The 23883-nt window shown below is 29.9% G+C and carries 18 protein-coding genes; 8 read left to right on the plus strand and 10 right to left on the minus strand.

Annotated elements, in window-relative coordinates; translation table 11 throughout:
* Window positions 1-167: 167 nt before the first annotated feature.
* Both PNO30_RS02020 and PNO30_RS02025 read left to right on the plus strand, forming a co-directional pair.
* Window positions 168-662: a type II toxin-antitoxin system RelB/DinJ family antitoxin gene (locus PNO30_RS02020; protein ID WP_271986975.1), complete on the plus strand. Its 495-nt coding sequence runs from the start codon at window positions 168-170 to the stop codon at window positions 660-662.
* Window positions 663-1074: 412 nt separating this feature from the next.
* Window positions 1075-2064, plus strand: a complete 990-nt coding sequence (locus PNO30_RS02025) for an alpha/beta hydrolase fold domain-containing protein (RefSeq protein ID WP_271986976.1) — start codon at window positions 1075-1077, stop codon at window positions 2062-2064.
* Between the two features lie 149 nt (window positions 2065-2213).
* Here PNO30_RS02025 and PNO30_RS02030 read toward each other — a convergent pair whose 3' ends face one another.
* The 5 genes from PNO30_RS02030 to gatC all read right to left on the minus strand — a co-directional run bounded on the left by PNO30_RS02030 (window position 2214) and on the right by gatC (window position 6499).
* On the minus strand, window positions 2214-2669 hold the full coding sequence (locus PNO30_RS02030; RefSeq protein WP_271986977.1) for a type II toxin-antitoxin system HicB family antitoxin: 456 nt from the start codon (window positions 2667-2669) through the stop codon (window positions 2214-2216).
* A gap of 28 nt (window positions 2670-2697) precedes the next feature.
* A complete protein-coding gene (locus PNO30_RS02035) occupies window positions 2698-2883 on the minus strand; it encodes a type II toxin-antitoxin system HicA family toxin (RefSeq protein ID WP_271966398.1) in 186 nt (61 codons plus the stop codon).
* Window positions 2884-3292: 409 nt separating this feature from the next.
* A complete protein-coding gene (gene gatB, locus PNO30_RS02040) occupies window positions 3293-4720 on the minus strand; it encodes an Asp-tRNA(Asn)/Glu-tRNA(Gln) amidotransferase subunit GatB (RefSeq protein ID WP_048802959.1) in 1428 nt (475 codons plus the stop codon).
* A 13-nt stretch (window positions 4721-4733) separates the two neighbouring features.
* Entirely contained in the window at window positions 4734-6191 is a 1458-nt protein-coding gene (gatA, locus tag PNO30_RS02045; protein WP_271986978.1) for an Asp-tRNA(Asn)/Glu-tRNA(Gln) amidotransferase subunit GatA, read from the minus strand.
* Window positions 6192-6208: 17 nt separating this feature from the next.
* Window positions 6209-6499, minus strand: coding sequence for an Asp-tRNA(Asn)/Glu-tRNA(Gln) amidotransferase subunit GatC (gene gatC / locus PNO30_RS02050; protein ID WP_271986979.1), 291 nt, complete (start codon window positions 6497-6499; stop codon window positions 6209-6211).
* Between the two features lie 1209 nt (window positions 6500-7708).
* Between gatC and prmA the strand changes: the two genes are divergently transcribed.
* The 4 genes from prmA (at window position 7709) to PNO30_RS02070 (ending at window position 13650) form a co-directional block, all read left to right on the plus strand.
* Window positions 7709-8644, plus strand: coding sequence for a 50S ribosomal protein L11 methyltransferase (gene prmA, locus PNO30_RS02055; protein WP_271986981.1), 936 nt, complete (start codon window positions 7709-7711; stop codon window positions 8642-8644).
* A 124-nt stretch (window positions 8645-8768) separates the two neighbouring features.
* On the plus strand, window positions 8769-10439 hold the full coding sequence (locus PNO30_RS02060; protein WP_271986982.1) for a hypothetical protein: 1671 nt from the start codon (window positions 8769-8771) through the stop codon (window positions 10437-10439).
* 123 nt (window positions 10440-10562) lie between these two features.
* Complete coding sequence (locus PNO30_RS02065) at window positions 10563-12023, plus strand: hypothetical protein (RefSeq protein ID WP_271986983.1); 1461 nt, start codon at window positions 10563-10565, stop codon at window positions 12021-12023.
* Window positions 12024-12213: 190 nt separating this feature from the next.
* Window positions 12214-13650, plus strand: a complete 1437-nt coding sequence (locus PNO30_RS02070) for a hypothetical protein (RefSeq protein WP_271986985.1) — start codon at window positions 12214-12216, stop codon at window positions 13648-13650.
* Between the two features lie 80 nt (window positions 13651-13730).
* On the opposite strand, the gene PNO30_RS02075 is transcribed toward PNO30_RS02070, so the two are convergent.
* The 4 genes from PNO30_RS02075 to PNO30_RS02090 all read right to left on the minus strand — a co-directional run bounded on the left by PNO30_RS02075 (window position 13731) and on the right by PNO30_RS02090 (window position 18485).
* Window positions 13731-14747, minus strand: a complete 1017-nt coding sequence (locus PNO30_RS02075) for a 2-hydroxyacid dehydrogenase (RefSeq protein ID WP_271986986.1) — start codon at window positions 14745-14747, stop codon at window positions 13731-13733.
* A gap of 107 nt (window positions 14748-14854) precedes the next feature.
* Window positions 14855-15922, minus strand: a complete 1068-nt coding sequence (locus PNO30_RS02080) for an AEC family transporter (RefSeq protein ID WP_271986987.1) — start codon at window positions 15920-15922, stop codon at window positions 14855-14857.
* A 282-nt stretch (window positions 15923-16204) separates the two neighbouring features.
* The gene (locus tag PNO30_RS02085) at window positions 16205-16885 is read right to left on the minus strand and encodes a response regulator (RefSeq protein WP_271986988.1); all 681 of its coding nucleotides are present in this window, start codon (window positions 16883-16885) and stop codon (window positions 16205-16207) included.
* A gap of 4 nt (window positions 16886-16889) precedes the next feature.
* Window positions 16890-18485 (minus strand): ATP-binding protein, encoded by a 1596-nt coding sequence (locus tag PNO30_RS02090; protein WP_271986989.1) that lies wholly within the window; start codon window positions 18483-18485, stop codon window positions 16890-16892.
* 377 nt (window positions 18486-18862) lie between these two features.
* Between PNO30_RS02090 and PNO30_RS02095 the strand changes: the two genes are divergently transcribed.
* A complete protein-coding gene (locus tag PNO30_RS02095; RefSeq protein WP_271986990.1) occupies window positions 18863-20266 on the plus strand; it encodes an APC family permease in 1404 nt (467 codons plus the stop codon).
* A gap of 186 nt (window positions 20267-20452) precedes the next feature.
* A complete protein-coding gene (locus tag PNO30_RS02100; protein WP_271986991.1) occupies window positions 20453-22687 on the plus strand; it encodes a hypothetical protein in 2235 nt (744 codons plus the stop codon).
* Window positions 22688-22954: 267 nt separating this feature from the next.
* Here PNO30_RS02100 and trxB read toward each other — a convergent pair whose 3' ends face one another.
* Window positions 22955-23878 (minus strand): thioredoxin-disulfide reductase, encoded by a 924-nt coding sequence (gene trxB, locus PNO30_RS02105; protein WP_271986992.1) that lies wholly within the window; start codon window positions 23876-23878, stop codon window positions 22955-22957.
* Between the last annotated feature and the right edge of the window lie 5 nt (window positions 23879-23883).

Raw genomic sequence — 23883 nt, forward strand, 5'->3', positions numbered from 1 at the left:
ATTATAACATATTTATTATGAATTATTTTATCACTTATTACTAATATTTGTTCTTTATACACTCCCCTGTTAATTCCTTTCTACACCATATATTTTTCATTTAAACGCCTCTTGAAAAATCTTTAATTCTACGTTAAAATTAATGTATTAACTAAGGAGAGTTTGAAATGAGTGAATCGAAAATAATGTTAACTATCGATGATGAATTAAAAAATGAAGCTGAGGATTTATTTTACAGCCTTGGATTAAATCTAGAAACTGCTATTAGCATGTTTCTTACAAAAGCTGTTAATGAAGGTGGAATACCTTTTGAAGTGAAACAAACAAAATACGTTGAAAGTCCAGATTTTATCTCTAGTCACTTCACTATTAAATCAGCTGTATATGAGATTAATGAATACATTAAAGATAGATTCAATGAAGAACCTTCATTTTATCTAGCATGTGAAAATAGAGGTCTTACAGATAATGAAGCTAGTAAATTATTCATTCTATTTTCTAATAATACTGAAGAGATTGATCAAGAAGAGTTCACAGAAAAAAATATTGATAACCTAGTAGAATTATCAACAATCGCCTTCCCTGCATTAAGACGACTATCTGATGAACAACTACGTGATATCGTGAATGCATATATCACAAACTACTATTTAATTAGATAATAAAAACTAAATGATGAACTTTTAGGAGTGATTTTAAAATCAATGAGTATAGATTTTAAATCACTTCTTTTTTTATTTAACTATGTAATTTTGCAAAACGTAAAATTGTATTGGTAGTAGACTTTCAACTTTTACATTTTTCACCTCAAATTGGAAGTTCACTTCCAACTTTTGTCTTATTCGCCTTAAATTGGAAATAGACTTCCAACTTTTATATTTTTCACCTCAAATTGGAAGTTCACTTCCAACTTTTATCTTTTCCCTCTGAATTGGAATTAGAGTTCTAACTCTATTTATTTATTCTTTATTCCATTTCTTCAGATTTTTATTTTTACAATCACTTTATTTTCTGATAAACTATAATTGGAAATAAATAAAACACTTACATTTATGTAAATAAGAGGAGATTAAAATGGGAAAATTTAATAAAAAAATTGTTTCAGTAGCTTCAATTGCCGTAACATTACCCGCATTAATAGGTAGCTATGCAGGTTATCAAAAATTACGTTATAAACGTAGTGCTAAAGCTGGTCTAATCGAGTTATACCTTGGTAATAAATATAAGAAACTAAGAGATATTGATGAAACTAAAAGATTAGAAAAACAAAAAGAAGATAATATTGAAGAAACTGTAAATGTATATGAATTCGATACTAAATCTAAATTTTATACTAGAATTGTTTCTGACAGACAAGTTTGGCATTTAAACAGTTTTAATAATTCTAATTCTACTATTTTCTATATTCATGGTGGTTCTTACGTTCATGAATTTGTAGATATACAATGGGAGATGGCTGATAAAATTGCTCAAGAAGCTGATGCTGAGGTTATTATTCCTGATTACGGACTAGCCCCACTCTATACTTATAAAGATAGCTATGAACTTCTAACAAAATTATATACAGACTACGTTGCTGAGAATCCAGATAAAGATGTCTATATTATGGGAGATAGTGCTGGTGGTGGCTTAGCTCTAGGATTAGTTCAAGACTTTGTTCGAAATAATATTAAACTACCAAAAGGCCTTATTTTACTAAGTCCATGGGTTGATTTAACTATGTCGAATCCTGATATTAAAAAATATATCAAAAAAGATCCTCTACTACACGTAGATACTCTACTAGCTGATGCCAAATCTTGGGCTGGTGATGCAGACTTATCTGATTGGAAAGTTTCTCCATTATACGGTGAGATGAAGAATTTACCAGAGGTATTATTATTCTCAGGAACACGTGAATTATTATATCCTGACATAGCATTATTATCTGAAAAACTTCGTGAAGCAAATGTTAAGACTGAATTCGAAATTGGTAAAAACTTAAACCACGTATACCCTGCCTTCCCAATACCAGAAGCAACTAAAGCCATTTCTAAAATTGTTGAGTTTGTGAAGAGTAAATAGTAAAAATTAAATACAAAAAAGATGTACTCAAAATTATGATTAAAAAATCTATTTTTGAGTGCATCTTTATTTAGTATTATTCTCAACATTTAAAACTATTTTTTAAATTTAAAATATAAAATATTTCAAGAATTACAATCGCTTATTTTCTATTTATACTTAATAGTTTCTTCTGCTATAGCATTCGTTAATAATTGTGAAAAATTAATATTATATTTTACTGCAACATCATTAGCCCATTTAGGAATAGACAATGTCTTTTTAATTAGCGTGCTACTATCTAAATATTCTCTCAAATCCACAACAACCATTGATACAAAGGATTTATTAAGAACATAATAATCCTTCATCTCAGAATCATCTTTAAAAGGAAAATCATCTTCTATTGACAACTCATTTATATTACTTGACTTAGGTAATCTTTCTCCATCTTCCAAATAATCACTAAGGGCTAATCCTAAATAATCTGATGCCATACTAATTGATTCTGCTATACCTATCCCCTGTGTTCCACTTCCTTTTAAATCTGGAAAATAAACATTATAAATCTCTTTTTCTTCACTTTCTTTGTTAAAATAAAAAATTGCTGGATAACTTACTAACATTATATCACCTCATTAATTCGGAGCTGGATTATAATAATCCAGCATCCTTTAATATACCCTTCTCTGTGAATTTATTCAATTCACCTTTCGGGATAATGATAGGTCTCTTCTGTCCAGGTTTTTTCATTTTTACATGAGATCCCTTTCCGCCTTTACATAAAGTAAAACCGTACTTTTTCAACAGTTTAACCATCTCTTCTTGTGTCATCGGCATAATATTTAACCTCCTGACATTTTAACTATACTACGTATTTATACGTATGTCAATTATATTAATCCTATTTTTCAAAATATATTCTACTTAAATTGAATATTTTCAATTTTCCACTTTTTCATCTGCGAATGTCCATTTTTATTCCCTAATGTCCACTTTAAAACCGTTAAAGTCCAGTCTTACTACCTAATATCCACTTTTTTAACCATGAAAGTCCAATTTAACTTCCCAATGTCCACTTTTTTTGGGAAATATCCAGTTTTATTTCCCAACATCCGCTCTCTTTTTCTATTAAAATATATTTTTCAAACTAATTCCTGCTCTATTTATATTTAAGTCGATTACCAATTCAACAAAAACTCGAAACAAAGATTTTTCCTTGCTTCGAGTTCGTTTTTTATTTTCGTTATTATCGTTTTGCGATTTCTTCTAATAACATTTTGTTGATCATTTGTGGGTTGGCTTGTCCTTTTGAGGCTTTCATGATTTGACCTACTAAGAAACCAATCGCACGGTCACGACCGTTTTTGTAGTCTTCGATAGATTTTGGATTGTTATCTAATGCTTCGTTAACCCAAGCTAATAATTGTCCGCTATCTGATACTTGTACAAGACCTTTTTCTTTAACGATTTGTGCAGCATCTCCACCGTGTTCGATAAGTTCTGCGAATACTTTTTTAGCGATTTTACTTGAGATTGTTCCGTCAGTGATTAATTTAATCATTCCTGCTAAACCTTCTGCAGTTAATGCTGTCTCTTTAAGTTCTTTTTGTACTTTGTTTAAGTATGCATTCACATCTACCATTAAGTAGTTAGAAGCTAATTTTGGATCTGCACCTAAAGCTACAGTTTGTTCGAACATATCTGACATTTCTTTTGTTAATGTAAGAACGTGAGCATCGTATGCTGGTAATCCAAGTTCTTCTTGGTATCTTCTTTGACGAGCATCTGGAAGTTCTGGAATAGTTTTTCTTACTTCTTCCATCCATTCATCAGAGATAATCATAGGTACGATATCTGGCTCTGGGAAGTAACGATAATCGTCTGAACCTTCTTTAACACGCATAAGTTTAGTTGTTCCTGTTGTTTCATCGAAACGACGAGTTTCTTGGTTGATTACTCCACCTGAAAGGATAACTTGTTCTTGACGTTTTTCTTCGTACTCTAAACCTTTTTTAACGAAAGTGAATGAGTTTAAGTTTTTAAGCTCAGTTTTTGTACCGAATTCATCTTGACCGTAAGGACGGATTGAGATGTTCGCATCACAACGCATTGATCCTTCTTCCATCTTAACGTCAGATACTTCGATGTATTGAATGATTGAACGTAATTTTTCTAAGTAAGCATATGCTTCTTCTGGAGTTCTGATATCTGGCTCAGATACGATCTCGATAAGTGGTGTCCCTTGACGGTTAAGGTCAACTAAAGAGTAACCATTTTTGTGAGTTAATTTACCAGCATCTTCTTCAAGGTGAGCACGTGTAATACCGATACGTTTAGTTTCTCCGTTTACTTCGATATCAATCCATCCGTTTTCCCCGATTGGTTGGTCAAATTGTGAGATTTGGTATGCTTTCGGGTTATCTGGATAGAAGTAGTTTTTTCTATCGAATTTTGACTCGCGAGCTACTGTCATGTTAAGCGCCATTGCTGCTTTCATTCCCCATTCTACCGCTCTTTTGTTTACTACTGGAAGTACCCCTGGGTATCCTAAGTCGATAACGTTTGTGTTAGTGTTTGGTTCTGCACCAAAGTGAGCTGGAGATGGTGAGAATATTTTTGAATCTGTTTTTAATTCTACATGGACTTCTAGTCCAATTACTGTTTCAAAATGCATCTTGTTTCTCCTATTATAATTCTATTTTTTTATCGTGTAAGTTGTAGTGTTGTTCGAAGTTGTACGCTACATCATATAGTGTAGATTCTGCGAATGGTTTAGCAATAATTTGCATACCGATTGGACGGTTACCTTTGAATCCACATGGAATACTGATACCTGGTAATCCAGCCATGTTTACTGGGATTGTTAAGATATCGTTAGCATAGATTTTAATTGGATCTCCTACTTCTTCTCCAATGTTGAATGCTACTGTTGGAGCAGTTGGTCCAATGATTACATCGTATTCTTCGAATACTTTGTCAAAGTCTTGTTTAATTAGTGTACGAACTTGTTGTGCTTTTTTGTAGTAAGCATCGTAGTATCCTGAAGATAATACGTATGTTCCTAACATAATACGGCGTTTAACCTCAGCTCCAAATCCTTCTCCACGTGTTTTTTTGTAGATTTCTTCAAGGTTCGTTGCGTTTGGACTTCTAAATCCGTAACGAATACCATCGAAACGAGAAAGGTTTGAACTTGCTTCAGCTGAAGCTATGATGTAGTAAGTTGAGATAGCATAGTCTGTGTTTGGAAGACTTACTTCTTCAACGATTGCTCCTTGGCTTTCTAAGTATTTAACACCTTCAAGAACGGCTTTTTTAACATCTTCATCGATTCCAGCACCGAAGTATTCTTTTGGAAGAGCGATTTTCTTACCTTTAATGTCTCCAGTGATGATTTTGCTGAATTCTGGTACTTCTACAGGTGCACTAGTCATATCGTTAGCATCTAATCCTGAGATGATTTCTAATACACGAGCGTTATCTTTTACTGTACGAGTCATTGGTCCGATTTGGTCTAATGAAGAAGCAAATGCGACTAATCCAAAACGAGATACACGTCCGTATGTTGGTTTTAATCCAACGATACCACAGTATGAAGCTGGTTGACGTACAGAACCACCAGTATCACTTCCTAGAGTGAAGCTAACTTGTCCTGCTGCTACCGCTGTAGCTGAACCACCACTTGATCCTCCTGGTACTGCATCTAAGTCATGTGGGTTACGAGTAAGTTTGTAGTAAGATGTTTCTGTAGAACCACCCATTGCGAACTCATCCATGTTTAATTTCCCTAAAAGAATTGGGTTTTCTTTATTAAGTTTGTTCATTACTGTTGCATCATAAATTGGATTGAATCCTTCTAAGATTTTTGATGCACAAGTTGTTTGAATATCTTTTGTAATGATGTTATCTTTAATTCCCATTGGGATACCGAATAGTTTACCTTCTGCGCATCCTTCTTCTTGAGCACGGTCTAACTCTTCAGCTTGTTTTAATGCTACTTCTTCAGTTACTGTAATGAATGAACCTACTTTTTCATCAGTAGCTTTAATTCTGTCCAGTGATTCTTTTACTAAATCACTTGGTTTAATTTCTTTATTTTTAAGTTTAAGTTCTAAACTTTCAATTGATTCATGTAATAAACTCATTAAATTATCTCCTTGTTTTATTCAATAATAGTAGGTACTTTGAATTGTCCTGCTTCAGTCTCGTGAGCATTTTTAAGAACTTCTTCTCTATCCATTCCTGGTTTTGCAACATCCTCACGGAAAACATTCACTAAGTCTAAAACGTGATATGTTGGTTTTACATTTTCTGTCGGTGCGCTGTTGATTGTATTGAATAAATCTACAACTTTTTCTAATTTTTCGATGTACCCATCTACTTCACTTTCTTGGATTTCTAATCTAGAAAGATGAGCGATGTGAGCTACTTGTTCTTTCGTAATTGTTGTCATAAGTGCCTCCATATTTTTTCAATTTTAACTACTAATATTAGCTAAACCTTATATATATTGAAAATAAAAAATCGCCCCACATAGTTATATAACTACATGGGACGAATACTAATTTCGTGGTGCCACCCGAATTCATATCAGTTTCCTGATACCTTTCAATTTATATTCGGTTTTATAAAGAGTGTTGCTTATTTCAATCATTATTATTTAATCTTTCAGCCTATGGATTAAACTCTCTTCTAAAAAAACATGAAATAAAAGTCTCTTTACTAATATTTTATATTACGGTTTACTTAGTCTATATTATACTAATCGACCATTATTGTCAAGGATTTTATTAAAAAAGCACTATGGAGCCATATTAATTTAAATTTTTTGTATTTAAAATAAATTTCAATTTTATCATAAAAAAAGCACCTATTTCCAGGTGCTTCCAATATTCCTATTTGGACGTTCAGTAACCTCGTCATCTCAGGTACCCTCTCGGGTGCGGCAGGAACCTTTCTGCCCTCAAATAGTACTGTTATAAATTATAACATAATTAAGCACTATTAGGCTACAAATTCTCATATATTCACTTAATTCCCATTAAAAGTATTTCTTTATTATTCATTTATTCTAAATAGTCGCAGTAGAAACATCTAATCTTTTCCTCTCCTTGTTCGTTAAGATTAGTGTTTCTGTTGGGAGTGACTCAAAAATCATGATTTCGGAGAAATTGATTTTTTAGAGTCACCCCTGCACAGTTTATTAGATATCTAAAAAGCTTGTATGAGCGTATTTAGATATCAATAAACCACTGCGTCTTTGTTATTATTATTCTCTATTATTTCATTTTTTACTATATTTTTTAATATATCTACCCGATAAATATTTCTTCGTGAATTCTACACTCGAAATATAAACAACTATCTCACCTTTTTATTTGCTTAAATATTGAAAATGGTATAATATGTTGTAGGTATGTTAAATGGGAGTGACTCAAAAATCGTGATTTCGGAGAAATCGATTTTGTCGAGTCACCCCCGCACAGTTTATTAGATATCTAAAAAGCTTTTATAAAGCGTATTTAGATATCAATAAACCACTGCGTCTATGAGTTATCATATGAACTTTGTTAAATTTTATGACTTTTGGGGCAGTCACTTATTTTGGTCTTTTCGATCAAAAATATAATGAAAAAAATTTAAAATATTTGTGAGGTATAAGATGGAAAATTGGGTTGAAATTACAATTCATACTACTAATGAAGCTAGTGAAATAGTTGAGTCTATTCTTTTAGATTATGGTTCAACTGGAGTTGCTATTGAGGATCCTACTACTCTTGAGGAAAACTTACACGATGATTTCGGTACTATTGTTGAACTTAGTCCTGCTGATTATCCTGAAGTTGGAGTTGTTGTTAAAGGATACATTAACGAGCTTAATTTTGATGAAGAAACTTTCAAACGTTTCGAAGCTGAGCTTCTTGCTTTAGGTGAAAATATTAACATTGGAGATTTCTTCAAGATTGAAACTACTATTATTCAAGATAGCGACTGGGAAAATTCTTGGAAAGATTATTTCGATATTCTTAATATCGGTGAAAAGTTCGTTATTGTACCTACATGGCGCGAATATGAAAATACTGAAGATAAATATATTATAAACATTGATCCAGGTATGGCATTTGGTACTGGTGGTCACGAGACTACTTCTCTATGTATTAAAAACCTTGAGAAATATGTTCAAAGAACTGATAATGTTATCGATGTTGGTTGTGGAAGTGGTATTTTAAGTATCGCAGCTAGCTATCTAACTGATGGTAATATTAAAGCTGTTGACTTAGATAAACTTGCTGTCGATGTTTCTTATGAGAACTTCGCTTTAAATAATCTTGAGAAGAGAATCGAAGTTGATCAAGCTAGTCTTCTTACAAAAGAAACTAAAAAATATAATATTATCGTAGCGAACATTCTTGCTCACATCATCGAGCTTATGATTGATGATGCGTATAACTTATTAGAAGATGGTGGTTACTACATCACTTCTGGTATTATAGAAGAGAAGAAAGATGAACTTCTTGAAAAAATGTTAGAACGTGGTTTCAAACTTGTTGAGGAAACTTCTGATAACGGATGGTACTCATTCGTAGTAACTAAATAATACAAACCTACTCTTAATTTTATATAGAATATATATGAAATTAGGAGTTTTTTTTAATATTACTATGAAATATGTTAAATTTATTTTATAATAGTAATGAAAGCACTTTAAAAGGAGAGATGTTATGAGTAATAATAATTCAAAGCCAAATAATAATAATAATAATAATAATCAAAATCAGAATACTAATCAAAATTATAGCAACTATAATCAAAATGATTATAACGAACAAAATAGCTATAATAACCAATATCAAAATTATAATAATCAAGGTTATCAAGAGGGGTATAATAACCAGTACCAAAATTATAATGAACAAAGTTATCAAGGAAGCTATAATCAACAATACCAAAATTATAATAACTCGAATCAGCAATATCAAAATAATCAACAGTACGATTATTCAAATCAAAATTACCAAACTAATAATCAATATAATTATGGTAATCAACAAAATAATAACCAACAGTATCAAAATTACTCAGGTTCATCAAATAATCAACAATACCAAAACTACAATAATGCAAATGGCCAACAAGGTTACAATCAACAATATCAAAATTATAACAATCCTGGTCAATATCAACAAAATACTCAAAACAATGGACAGTTCTATCAAAACAATAATAGACCAAATAATTCACAAGGATTTGATCCTAATAAGAAAAAGAAAAGTAAACTTGTTCCTATAGTTTCTAGTATTCTTGGCATTGTTCTACTTAGTGGTGGTGGATTATACTACTATTCGAAATCTACTAATAAACCTATCTCTAGCATTTTTTCTTTTGGGAAGAAATCAGATGAAGAACTTTATACTCCTGTTCTTGAAAAATATAAGAAAGCAATGGACTCTGGTGAGGTGAAATCTGATTCTGAGGTTAATAATTTCGCAATCGAAAATTATAATTCAAAAGGAAAAAATAAAGATTACATCAGGTATGTATATTATGATATTGATGGTAATGGTAGAAATGAATTACTTATCTGCGATAAAGATAATCTAAATAGTCCTTTTGCGATATATTCTTATGATAATAGTAATAAAGTTAATTTAATTTACCAAGTTGAATCTGGTAATGATATTTCAAAATCTGTATTCTATAATGATAAATCTATTTGGATACATGATACTACGAACAACAATGACACATATGTTGTGTATAAATTGAAAGATGATGGTTCAAAATTCGAAAAAGTTCATGATATTAACTCTGCCGAGTATAAAAAAATTAACAAAAAATTTAAAGATTCAATTTCTTCTGAAGAGTTTGAATCTAAAGATGAATTCTTCAAAAAATATGCAATCCCTACTGATAAGATTGATTTTTCTAAATTGGGATATAAAGCATTATATTACTACAATGATCCTAATGCACAAGAAGAACAAAAAAATAGTGATAAAGAAAAACAAGAAAACAAACCTGAATTCACTAATTCTCAACTTGCCTTAATCGGTAGAGCTCTTTTCTATGACTCTATGGACTCACTTAAATCTCTACGTCTAGATTACGATACTGGATTCACGATGTCAGAACATAATGGTATTTTAGCCACTTCTTTAGGTACAGGTGGAAGTATCATACAGGTTGTAAAAAATGATACTGGTATTGATATTAGAGTTCTTGATTATGATAAACCAGCTGCACAACGTGATTTTAAAGTCTATAAATCAGTAACATACAAAGAAATAAAAGAAAAATTATCAAAAGAAGATATCGATAAAATTAACAAAATAATTGAAGAATATAAACACACTAGAAATTATGAAAAAGGACAATTTAATATTAAAGATTAATATTGCATCTTCCTTACCTGCTATTCGGGTGAGGATTTTTTTCATATATTTTCTTATAATATTTTGAAAATAGTTAATCTTATTTTATAATAGTAATTAAATGAAGTTTATAGGAGAGTTTCTATGAGTAATAAAGTTAAACAAGATAACAATAACAACAATAATAACTTTGATAATAAGCAACATCTAAATAATAATTTAGAAAGCCAAGCTAATTATGGCCAACAATATCCTAAAAATATAAATAACCAACAATATCAAAGTAATAACAGCACACCTAATGGTCAACAGGCCTATAACGGTCAATATCAGAATTTTAATAACAATAATAGGTCTCGTCAACCATACAATAACCAATACCAAAATCAATATAATAATGGACATATACAAAATAATAATTATAACAATCAAGGTTACTATCAAAACCCTAATATTCAATATAGTCAACCAAGATTTAATCAGGAGAAGAAGAAACGTTCAAAATTTGTTCCAATAATTTCTAGTATTCTTGGGGTTATTCTAATTAGTGGTGGTTTATATTATTATTCAAAAACCACAAATCAAAATTTAACTAGTATTTTCTCGTTTGGTAAAAAGGAAAAAGAGAAAGACATTTACTCACCTATTCTAAAGAAATATAAAGAAGCTATGGATAGCGGAGAACAACAGTTTGATTATGAAATTAATAATCGTGTAATTGAACGATATAATGCGACTTCTAAAAATAAGGATTATGTAGAGTATAGTTACGATGATATTGATAATGATGGAAAAAATGAGCTTCTTGTTTTCGAAAAAGATAATTATGCTAGTCCAGCAGCAATTTATTCTTATGATGAACAGAGTAAAATTAATGTTATTTACAAAGCTGAAACTAAATCTATTCAACCTACAACTTTCTACAAAAATAAATTAATAGTAGTTCAAGACAATGAAGGTTCTAACGATAGATACACGATTTATCAGTTTAAAGATAATGGTCTAAGATATGAAATGGTTCATGACATAGACTTCGGCAAACCAAAAGATTTAAGTGGAAAATATAAGGATTCTATTACCAAAGAAGAATTTGATTCTAAAGATGAGTTCTTTAAAAAATATCCTCTTTCAGGTGAAAAAATTGAATTTTCTAAGTTAGATCATCAATCTGTTTATAGCTCTATTAATGAATCTAGTAGTAGCAATAATAACGAAAAAGAGAAAGAGAAAAAAGTTGAGGATAAACCTAAATATACTAAAATGCAACTTGCTTTAATCGCTCGTGCTATTATGGCTGGTTCAACTGATCCTCAAGTAGGAACATTAGATTATAATACTTATTTCTCTATTCGTACTTCTAAAAATGGTGTTGTTTCTGACTTTAGCACAAGAGCAAGTGTTGTTAATGTTAATATTCGAGAAAACGACATTCAGATTATAGTGGTTGACTACTCTTCTCCAAATCGAATGTACGATGTTGCTAAAACTGTAACTTATAAAGAGATTCAAGATACATTCAAAAAAGAAGATATGGATAGAATAAATAAAATTATTGAGGAGTATAAGAAAACTAAGAGTTATGAAAATAATAAGATTGAGGAATAATGGATACTAACATAAGTATGTTACATTATTAAATAAAAATATTATGAGGGAGCGTCTCGATAAAATTGATTTCTCTGAAATCATAATTTTTGAGGCACTTCCTCTTTTTTTATAACTTTCAAATAATACTTTGAAAATACTTAATCTTATCTTATAATATAATTGAATATATTTATCCGGGAGAAACAAAATGAGTAAAAATAATGATAACTACAATAATCAACGAAATCCTAATCATAATAATGTAAATAGCGAACAGCAAGGTTATAACCAAAGCTATTCAAACTACAATAACCAGCAAGAATTCAATCAACAATATCAAAACTACAATAATAATCAACAATACACTAATTATAATAGTGTAAATAATGAGCAGCAAGGTTATAATCAGCAATACCATAACTATAATAACGGACAACAGGGATTTAATCAACAATACCAAAACTACAGTGATCAACAAAATCCTAATTTTATGAATGTTCCTCAAAATCTTAATAATAACTTTAACCCTAACCATAAAAAACGTTCAAAGTTTGTTCCAATCATATCAACTATACTTGGACTTGTATTAATTGGTAGTGGTGGTTTATACTACTATTCAAAAACTACTAATAAATCTATCTCTAGTATTTTTTCTACTAGTAAAAATGATGATGAAATTTACGCTCCTATACTAGAGAAATACAAAAAATCTATGGATAATAATGAATTAGGAGAAAATTCTGAAGTTAATAAGTTCGCTATTAAAAATTATGATGAATATGGTAAAGAGAAAAATTATATAACTTATAGTTATTATGATGTAGATGAAGATGGTAAAAATGAATTAGTTATTGCTGAAAAAGATAAACCTAACAGTCCATTTGCTGTTTATTCATATAATTCAAACAAAATTATAGTACTATATCAAGCTGAGTCTAGAAATGATATTCCTCGTGCTAATTTCTATAAAGATAGAACTATATGGATTCACACAAAAGAAAAAGACTTTGATAGATATGTCGTCTATAAATTAAATGATAAAAAAGATAAATACGATAAAATACATGATATTACAATATCTGAGAAAGAAAAAAAAGATGGAAAATATCTTGATACAATATCAAATAATCAATTCAGTAGTCTAGAAGACTTCTTAAAAAATAATAAAAAATCAAATGATAAACTAGACTTCTCAAAATCTGATTATAGATCAGTATATACTTACAATGAAAATAAAAATAATTCTTCAGAAGATAACAAAGAAACATCAAAAGTAGAATACACGAATTCACAACTTACTTTAATAGGACGAGCTCTTCTAGCGAATTCAACTAACTTTGATGAAATTACTATTAACTATGAATCACCATTTATAATGTCAGAAGATAATGGAAAATTTTCATCAAGTATGGGAACAGGTGGCAGTACAGTTCAGGTTATCAAAACTAATGATGGTATAGAAATACAAACACTAGACTATGATAAACCCGTTGATCAACGTGATTTTAAAACAGTTAAGAAAGCAACATATAAAGAAATTAAAGAAAAAATTACAGAAAAAGATTTAGAAAGAATAAATAGTATGATTGAGCAATATAAAAAAACTAAAAGTTATCAAGAAAATAAATATAGAATCAAAGATTAAGACACTTTTCTTCTATTAGGTCATTAAAAAATAAGAACTCCTAAGTAGAATTTCTACCTAGGAGTTCTCTTTATATATTTTTAATTAGCTTTTGGTAATTCAATAGCATTCGCTGTTGAACCTTTTGTTAACATATCATTTAAGTTATCATAACTGATTTCAATCATGTTTGATAAAGCTTCATCTGTATTAGAACCAACGTGTGGTGTAACTAATACTTTCGGATATAAGTCAACTAATTCTCTAACTACTTGATCTGAGATGTCGTCTCCGTTTTCGAAGTTTTTGAAGAAGAATGCTGCTTCATTTGCGAATACGTCTGTTCCGAATCCATCAAGTTTACCAGATTTAATAGCTTCTAAAATAGCTGCGTTATCTTGTAATTCTCCTCGAGCTGTATTGATTAAGATTGCTCCATTTTTCATTTTCGAGATAAATTCTGCATTTACCATCTTATCATTTTTTCCTGGGAAGTATGGTACGTGTAAGCTTACGATATCACATCTTTCTAATAAGTCGTCCATTTCAACAAATTTAACTACGTGTTTTGCTTCTTCACTTTGGAATACGTCAAATCCGTAAACATCAGCACCCAATCCTTTAAATAGTTTCGCTTCAGTTAAACCGATTTTCCCTGTTCCGATGATACCAACTTTACAGTTACGAATTTCTTTACTGAACATTGTTCCATCTACACGGAAGTCATATTTTGATGTTTTGTTAACTGTGTGAGCAACGTGTCTTAGTAATGACATCGCTAATGTTAAAGATAATTCTGCAATTGCGTTTGGAGAATATCCTGGTACACGAGCAACACTCATATTGTAATCAGCTGCTGCTTGAAGATCGATGTGGTTGAATCCTACTGTACGAGTAAATACATATTTAATTCCGTACTCGTTCATTTTTTCAATATTAGTTCTATCAGCAACACAGTTACCACGTAAAATTACGGCATCCATTCCTTCAGCTGTATCAATATTATCGTGATTTAATAATTCTTCTACAAGTTTTAATTCAAAATTATATTTGTTTAGTTTTTCAAAAAATGGTACTTCATTTGGTCTAACACCATAACATACAACTTTTAATGTCATTTTCATTTCCTTCTTTCTTTTTTTTTTATTATTAAAAACTAGACGAGACTGCTTATCGGCAACCCCGTCTTTTCATTATTACCGATTATAAAAATCTATCTTTTATATTAATGGAAAATTCCAAGTGAACCGATAATTTGTACAATTACGATCCATACTGGAGTAAGGATAACTGCTCCTAATGTTCCAAGTAATGATGCATTAGATGCTAATACTGCATCTTTATCAAAGCTAATAGCATACGCAGCTGCTACTGTTGCTGGAGGTGTTGCCATCATAACTACGATTGTTCCTAAAGCTGTAATGTCAACTGGTAAAACGTGTGTTACAGCTAATACCGCTAAGATTACGATATTAATAGCTGGAATAACGATAAGTTTAACAGCTGTGTAGTACCAAGTTGGTTTGTTTGATAGTGCATCTTTAAATGATACTGAACCTAGTGTAGCTCCGATTGCTAACCATGCTAATGGAGATGCTAAGCTAGATAAGTATGTTAAAATTTGCTTGAATTGTGGTAACGTTTGGTCAAGTCGTAAGAATGCATATTCTTTAACAACTGTTTGTCCATCTTTTACAGTTGATACTGCAACTTGCGGTAAACTTCCTTGGAATAACCAGATGAATAAACCTAGGAATGTTGCGATAACGATTGGATTTAAGAACATTGTCTTAACATTTTTCATCGTCATTTTTAATCCACTCATTTTAATATATCCATATGAGTATAAGAATATACGATATCCAATGTTAAAGATAGATGCGTAAAGTGTTCCAGTTGGACCATAAATAGCTGTTACTATTGGAATTCCGAAGAATGTTGTTGATCCAAAGATAGAAAGAACACGCATTGTATCTTGTTGATCACCTTTAAATTGCATGAATAAAGGTTTACTAATAATAATTAAAACTATGTATACTAAAATACCCCAAATTAATACATTAAGACCTTGTTTTAAACTCTTTTCATTTATATCAACTAAGAACGAGTTAAATGCAAGGGCTGGTAATGAAACTGTAAGTACTACAGAAGTAAGTACTTTCCCGATTGAATCATTAAATACACCCTTTTTACGTAAGAAGTATCCTAATAATATAATAGCTATACTTGAAATAATAGCGGTATTAATTTTTTGATTCGTCAATGTTTTAGTAAAAACATCTAAATAATTCATAACTGTATAAACTCCTTTGAAAAATTATTTTAGTGTACTAATACACTTCTAAGACTTTTTAAGTGTATCATTATATAATAATTTTTCCAACTTTTTTAAACTATTCAAAGTTATTTAATTAAAATAAAAATAACTAGAAAAACCTAAAATAAGCTTTTTATAAAACTTAAATTAAATATTTCTAGTTATTTTTTATATTCCATTATCATAGATAATGTTTATTTTTTTGTCTTTTCCCGCGGCTATTTTTACTAATATAATGTCCGCATCACATTGATACAGTTATAACAATTTATCAATCTTACTATCAGATACTACCGTAAATACTGATACAGGTCTTCCTGATGTGTAGTACTCAGCATCTTCACTTAGAACATTGATATTAACAAGATGATTTAAATATTTTCTAATTGTAATTCTTGAAATATCTAAAGCATCTGCTACTTGTTGTGTTGTAAATCCTGTTTCTTGTTCTTTGATATTTTCTAATACTTTTTTCAATGTTATTCTAGATAGACCTTTTGGCAAGCTGTCTTCCTCTTCCTCTACTCTTCCAGAATTTAAGTAATCGTCGATTAAGTCTTGATTAATTTTCTCTTTAGATAATAGTTTCATATAATCTTGAACTTTATCTATTGCTTGAGAAAATCTTTCATATGTGAATGGTTTTACTAGATAATCTACTACCCCATTTGTTAACGCTGCTTCAACTGTTTGAACATCGTTTGCCGCTGTAATCATTATTATTGGATAACCTTTTAATTCCGGTAAAAATTCAATACCTTGTCCGTCTGCTAAATAGTTATCTAAAATTATTAAATCAGTATCAGAATTTGCTAGAAACTCTTTCGCTTCCTCTAATGTTGACACATGGTTTAGGTCATTAGATATTTCTTTTCTTTTAAAATATTCTTTGTGTATCATTGCTACCATTGGATCATCTTCAATTATTAGTATTTTCAATTTTTTATTCCTCCTCGATTGATAATTCTATTGTAAATGTCGTTTTTCCTACTTCACTTTCCACGTCTATTAGTCCGTTATATTTTTTAACGATAGTATCAACGGCATTTAATCCATATCCTCTATTTTCTCCTTTAGTCGAATATCCTCTTTCAAATACATTCTCCAATTTATCCTTGCTAATACCACAACCATTATCATACACTTTACAAAGTAATATATTTTCTTCGGTATTTAAGTATAGGTAAACTATAATTTTCCCATCATTTTCACCTGACATTGATTCCATCGAATTATCAATTAGCACTCCTAGTATAATTAGTAATTCATTATATAACTCATCTAATCCTTCTTTATTTAAAAGCATTGAATCTGAATCTATTAATAGTGATATACCTTTTTGTTTTGCTTCTCTGACTTTCGCCAGTAGGAATCCTGCTATAGATGGAACTTTAATAGTTTCTGAAATATAACCTATTTTTTCGTGATAATCATCTTTTAAATATGCTATATATTTCTCAACTTCATCGTAAGATTTCATCTCTATTAAGCCATGGAGTACATGAAGTTTATTCATGAAATGATGACTCTGTTCACGAAGACTATCATTATATTTCTCAGTACCACTTAGCTCTGTGATTAATTTTTTCATTTCACTTTGGTCACGTAGAGTAATAACAGCACCATATAATTTATCATTTTGATAAATTGCATTTCTATTAACTAATACTTCTATATGGTTTAATACTATCAACTCATCACGACTGCTAACTTTGTCTTCTATTATAGATTTAAAGAATATTTGATAAAGTTCATCAGGAATAATTTCACCTTTTTTAACTTTTGAATACCCTGCTTTATCTAATAACTGATTAGCACTACTATTTTTCACAATTATTTTTTTATTTATATCAATCCCTATTATAGCTTCAGAAACATGATCTGATATTAGATTTTTTTCAATATAATTATATGCAATTTCTTCAGGTTCATAGTTTAGTAACACGCGCTTCAATCGTCTACTATACATTATGGCCATAATTATCGCAAACACTATACCTATCATTAATGAAAATAGAATTTTTTCTTGTGAATGTGCGATTTGTTTCTCTACTGTTTTCTTCGTATAACCAACACATACAACACCGACATTTTTACCATCTTCATCTTTAATAGCTGTAAAAAATCTTAATCCTTCCCCTAAATGACCAGATTGTTTACTATAGTGATCTCCAGCTGTAAATGTTAAACTGACATCTTCTATATTAGAAAACTTTTCACCTATAAACTGTTCCTTTGGATGACTATACCTTGTAAAAGTCTCGTCCATGATAACAACGAAGTCTGTTCCTGTTTCTTCCATTACCCTATTTGCAAATTTTTGAATCGCTAATGTTTTTCTATGATGTATAATATCGTCTTTTACCCGATAATCACTAGCTACTACTTTCGCAGTTGAATATATCTTTTGACGAATAATTTCATTTTCTCGTTGTTTTATATATTCTCTTACAAAAAAAGAAGTTACCAATAGGGATATGACTACCAAACTCGTCATTACTAACATTAACCTAGTTAATGTTCGTTGTTTTTTTTTCAAGTTTTTATCACTCCTCATATATTTTTAAAACTTTCTCTTGACATTATTAATTATAAGGTAAAATGCCTATATTTTCAAGCAAACACTACTCTTTTAAACCTTAGTTATACTTTAAAATATCAATATTATGAAAATATCTTTTAATAATGTAAATTTTCATTTTTATTTTACATAATTTATTTTTTATAACATTTTTATCTCACTACGAAATCAATATATTTATTGATCTCATATAATATATTTAATAATTTACTATATAAAAAAATTTTAATCTAATTTATATTATTTTTACTTGAATAATTATGTATACTATGCTAGTATTTTAGTAATGCGAATTTTGCAGTAATTAGAAAAATTATATTATTAGGAGGTTCTTAATGGAGAAGGACGCAAAAAAGATATTTTGGTACACTCTAGCCTTCATGGCATTCTCTACGGTTTGGGCGTTCGGGAATGTTGTTAACGGATACTCTGAATTCGGCGGATTAAAATCTATAGTTTCTTGGATTTTAATTTTTGTTATATACTTTATTCCGTATTCATTAATCGTTGGTGAGCTAGGTTCTACTTTTAAAGATGCAGGTGGAGGTGTTAGTTCTTGGATAAGTTCTACACATGGTAAATTACTTGCTTACTATACTGGATGGACAATGTGGGTAGTACACATGCCTTACATTTCACAAAAACCATCTCGTATTATCGCAGCATTTAGCTGGACAGTATTCCGTGATAATCGTATTAGTAAAATGAATATCACATATTTACAAATTGCTTCACTAGTAATTTTCTTAATTGCTTTATTCTTAGCAGCTCGTGGAGTTAACTTAATTAAGAAAATGGCTATGTTAGCTGGATCTTCAATGTTTATTATGTCATTATTATTCGTTGTTATGGCTATCACAGCACCATCAATTACTGGAGCAAAAACATTTAAAATCGATTGGTCATTAGATACATTCATGCCAACATTTGATATTAAATACCTTACTTCGATTGCCATATTAGTCTTTGCAGTTGGTGGTTGTGAGAAGATTTCACCTTATGTTAATAAGATGAAAAACCCTTCTAAAGACTTCCCACGTGGAATGATCGCCTTAGTTGTTATGGTTTGTACAACAGCTATCTTAGGTACATTTGCCCTTGCGTTAATGTTTGATACAAATAATATCCCTAAAGACTTACTTACTAACGGAACTTACTATGCTTTCCAAACTTTAGGTAATTATTACGGTGTTGGTAACTTATTCTTAGTTATCTATGCAATAGTTGATTTAATCGGACAAATTTCTGTTGTTATTATCTCAATCGATGCACCACTTCGTATGTTATTAAGTAGTGCAGACGAGAAATATATTCCTAAGAAATTATTAGTTAAGAACGAAAATGATGTTTATGTAAATGGTCTAAAACTTGTAGGAGTTATCGTTTCTATCTTACTAATTATCCCTATGTTCGGAATTAAAGAAGTTAATGATTTATTCAGATGGTTGGTTAAACTTAATGCTGTTACTATGCCATTACGTTACCTATGGGTATTTGCCGCATATATCTTCTTGAAAAAATCAGCTGAAAAATTCCAATCTGAATACAAATTTGTTAAGAATAAATTTGTAGGTATGGGACTTGGGGCTTGGTGTTTCTTCTTAACTGCTTTTGCTTGTATTTCAGGTATGTATACACCAGAAAGTACATTCCAAACAGTTATGAACATTGCAACTCCAATCGTTCTACTTTCATTAGGATTAATCATGCCTTACTTAGCAAGAAAAAATAACAAATAATATCTATTAAATAAGAAGTAACTTGAAACATTAGTTACTTCTTATTTTTTATTCTCTTTTTCTCTAATATAATGTGAAATTTATAATTTTTATAGTTATTTTTAGATTATATTTCCCCTCCAATTCTTGATTTTCTTTAAAAAACTTTTTATAATATTAATTATAAGATAACAAGGAGAAATGTTTATGAATAAAAATAATAATAATTCGCCAACTAACAACAATAATCAAAATGATAATTATGAAAATTATAATCAAAATAGTGAACAAAATTATAATGAATATTATCAAAATAATAACCAATATTATAATCAAAATTCAAATCAATACTTTGAACAAGATCCTAATCTAGGAAACTATAATCAACAGTACAATAATTATAATCAAGAATATAACAACTACAACCAAAATTATTATAATAACCAAAATTATAACAACTATAATCAAGATTATAGTCAATATAATTCTCAAGGTAATTTTGGACAAGAACAATATTCAAATGATTATAACTACAACACTCAAAATACAAATCAGTATTATAATAATTATCAACAAGATAATTCTCAGAACTTCGGTTATTCTGAACAAAGTAATACACAAAATAACTACAATCAAAACTATCAACAAGATACTTTTAATTATACTCAACAAAATACTAATGCGCAAACTAACTATGAGCAAGATTATCAAGTGAATAATAATCAGAACCTTAACTATTCAGACCAAGATAAAACACAAGTAAACTATAATCAAGGTTATCAACAAAATAATACTACAAGTTCTTATGGTAGTTACAATCAAGCGTCTGCTTCAAATGAACAAAAAGCTGTTGAAAATTATAATGTAAATCAAACAAGATCAAATAATACTGATTCGCAAGTAAATACTCAAACTTATAGTTCTACTCAACAAGATTATTCAGGAAATTATCAACAAAATTCTTATCAAAATCAAAACATTCAAAATAGAGAGAATATCCCTCCTATTCCTCCAGTTATGAATCCAAAGAATTTAAACAATTCTCCTAAACAACCCAAGAAAAAATCAAAAAGGAAATTAGTCGTAACCATCTCATCTGTACTAGCTTTACTATTACTTGCTGGTGGTGGATATTATTTTTACTCTAAACATTCTAAACCAAAAGTAGTAAACGAGAATGAAATATATGGAACAATTATTCAAAAATATAAAGATGCTATTAACAATCCTGACAATGCAGATAGCTCTATTAATGTTGAAGCATTAAAAGCTGCTCTTAAAGAGAAGAAAAATGATGATTATATTAAATATGTTTTCTACGATATCGATGGTAATGGTAGAAAAGAACTTATTATCTCTAGAAATGATAAACCTAATAATCCATTCGATATTTATACATTTGATAAAAAACATAAAGTTATAAGATTATTTAATCCTGAGACTATCGACAGTGCTATTCTTAATAAACTTGGTGTTGATGGTTCTAATAACAACTCTGGTTCAGCAGTATTTAAAGATAAAACTATAAGAATTAGAAAATTTGATAAAGATACAGGAGAATATAATTTCTTAAAATTCTCTAAAGATAGAGATAAATTAGAAAAAACAAATGTCATTACTTTCACTGGTCTAGATACTGATGACAGTAAATACAAAGACATTACAAATAATAAAGAATACAATTCTAAGAAAGAATTTAATGATGCTTTCCCTATTTCCGAAGTGATGAAATTTGATAATGAAAATTGGCAATCAGTGAAAAAATTCGGAGAAAGTTCTTCTAACGATAACAATGATAAAAAAGAAGAGAAAAAAGACAATAATCAACGTAAGAAACCTGATAACTACGAAACTGCTTATGCTAGTGTACTAAAAAATTATAAAGATGCTATAAGTAGCGGTAAAAATGATGCTAAAGATGTTAATACAGTAGCTATCACTAATTATAAAGTTTTTGGTGAAAAACAAGTTGGTAATAGCTTCCTAAACTACGGATTCTTCGACATAAATGGTGACGGAATTGATGAACTATTGCTATTCACTGAAGATAGTAAGGATAAACCAAATGAGTATAGTCCAATGGATGTCTATACTCTAGACAAAGATAATAAAGTAGTACGTATTACACCTGAAAGAGTGAATGGAGAACGAATAACACTTTCAATAACTAAGGATAAAATTTTCCAAGTATATGGTTCAGGTGGTGCAAAAGTCCATGGATATACATTCTATAAACTAAACAATGATGGTTTAGCTCTTGAAAAAATAGATGCTTTTGATTTCGATGCTGAAACTAATTCAAAAGTTTATAAGAGATCATATCCTTCTGGTAAAAACGAAGAAATCCCAGTAAATGATTTTAGAGATAAAATGGTAAATCCTAATAATAACATGAAATTTGATTTCGGAAAACGTAAGAGTATTTTCGATTACAAAGGATAAAATATAAAGGGGATAACAAAAAAAAACTAAAATTTAACAAAATTCATAGGATAACTCATAGACGCAGTGGTTTATTGATATCTAAATTCACTTTATAAAAGCTTTTTAGATATCTAATAAACTGTACGGGAGTAACTCTAAAAAATCGATTTCTCAGAAATCTCAATTTTTGAGTCACTTCCTTTTACTTAAGGTAAGTTGTAAATTATAGTGCTGAAATTAAATAAAAGAAGAGGGGCTCTAAGTTGAACCTCTCTTCTTTAGCTATTATTCTAAACCTTCTACATAGCTATACGCGCTTTGAGCTGCAATAGCACCATCAGAAGCTGCTGTGATTACTTGGCGAATTTCTTTTACTCGAACATCACCAGCTGCAAAGATTCCTGGTACTGCTGATTCTAATCTTTCGTTAGTTGGAATATAACCAGCTTCATCAGTAATTCCTAAATCTCTGAAGTCTTGTGTTTGTGGTAACATACCAACATAGATAAACACACCATCAGCTGGAATTGAACTTTCTTCTCCAGTTTTTACATTTCTGATTTCAATTGATGAAACTTTTCTTTCACCTTTGATTTCATATGCTACACTATCCCATACAAATTCGATATTTTCTTTAGCAAATGCTCTATCTTGAAGAATTTTTTGTGCACGTAATTCATCACGTCTGTGAACTATCGTAACTTTTGCCGCTAAATTAGAAAGATATAAAGCTTCTTCTACCGCTGAATCCCCTCCACCGATAACTACTACTTCTTTGTTTCTAAAGAATGCACCGTCACATACCGCGCAGTAACTTACACCTTTTCCTGAGAACTGTTCTTCACCAGGAACATCAAGATTTCTATGCTCTGAACCTGTCGCAATAATTATTGATTTAGCAACATATTCTTTTTCTCCTGCAACAACATATTTAAGTCCGTCTTTTTCACCAACTTTTGTAATATTACCAAAAGCAAATTCTGTTCCGAATTTTTTAGAGTGTTCGAACATTTTTTCTGATAGTTCAGGACCTGTTACCATTTCATATCCTGTGTAGTTTTCAATTTCTTCTGTTGAAAGCATTTGACCACCTGGATATTTTCTTTCTAACATCAACACTGACATATTCGCACGTGATGCGTAGATTGAAGCTGTCATACCTGCTGGACCTGCTCCAACGATAATTAAGTCATAAATTTTTTCTGACATATTTT

Source organism: Gemella haemolysans (assembly GCF_028308085.1).
GTDB classification, from domain to species: Bacteria; Bacillota; Bacilli; order Staphylococcales; family Gemellaceae; genus Gemella; species Gemella haemolysans_D.

Coding starts and splice junctions, on each gene's coding strand:
- PNO30_RS02020 (WP_271986975.1), top strand. CDS start 168: ATGAGTGAATCGAAAATAATGTTAACTATCGATGATGAATTAAAAAAT.
- PNO30_RS02025 (WP_271986976.1), top strand. CDS start 1,075: ATGGGAAAATTTAATAAAAAAATTGTTTCAGTAGCTTCAATTGCCGTA.
- PNO30_RS02030 (WP_271986977.1), bottom strand. CDS start 2,669: ATGTTAGTAAGTTATCCAGCAATTTTTTATTTTAACAAAGAAAGTGAA.
- PNO30_RS02035 (WP_271966398.1), bottom strand. CDS start 2,883: ATGCCGATGACACAAGAAGAGATGGTTAAACTGTTGAAAAAGTACGGT.
- gatB (WP_048802959.1), bottom strand. CDS start 4,720: ATGCATTTTGAAACAGTAATTGGACTAGAAGTCCATGTAGAATTAAAA.
- gatA (WP_271986978.1), bottom strand. CDS start 6,191: ATGAGTTTATTACATGAATCAATTGAAAGTTTAGAACTTAAACTTAAA.
- gatC (WP_271986979.1), bottom strand. CDS start 6,499: ATGACAACAATTACGAAAGAACAAGTAGCTCACATCGCTCATCTTTCT.
- prmA (WP_271986981.1), top strand. CDS start 7,709: ATGGAAAATTGGGTTGAAATTACAATTCATACTACTAATGAAGCTAGT.
- PNO30_RS02060 (WP_271986982.1), top strand. CDS start 8,769: ATGAGTAATAATAATTCAAAGCCAAATAATAATAATAATAATAATAAT.
- PNO30_RS02065 (WP_271986983.1), top strand. CDS start 10,563: ATGAGTAATAAAGTTAAACAAGATAACAATAACAACAATAATAACTTT.
- PNO30_RS02070 (WP_271986985.1), top strand. CDS start 12,214: ATGAGTAAAAATAATGATAACTACAATAATCAACGAAATCCTAATCAT.
- PNO30_RS02075 (WP_271986986.1), bottom strand. CDS start 14,747: ATGACATTAAAAGTTGTATGTTATGGTGTTAGACCAAATGAAGTACCA.
- PNO30_RS02080 (WP_271986987.1), bottom strand. CDS start 15,922: ATGAATTATTTAGATGTTTTTACTAAAACATTGACGAATCAAAAAATT.
- PNO30_RS02095 (WP_271986990.1), top strand. CDS start 18,863: ATGGAGAAGGACGCAAAAAAGATATTTTGGTACACTCTAGCCTTCATG.
- PNO30_RS02100 (WP_271986991.1), top strand. CDS start 20,453: ATGAATAAAAATAATAATAATTCGCCAACTAACAACAATAATCAAAAT.
- trxB (WP_271986992.1), bottom strand. CDS start 23,878: ATGTCAGAAAAAATTTATGACTTAATTATCGTTGGAGCAGGTCCAGCA.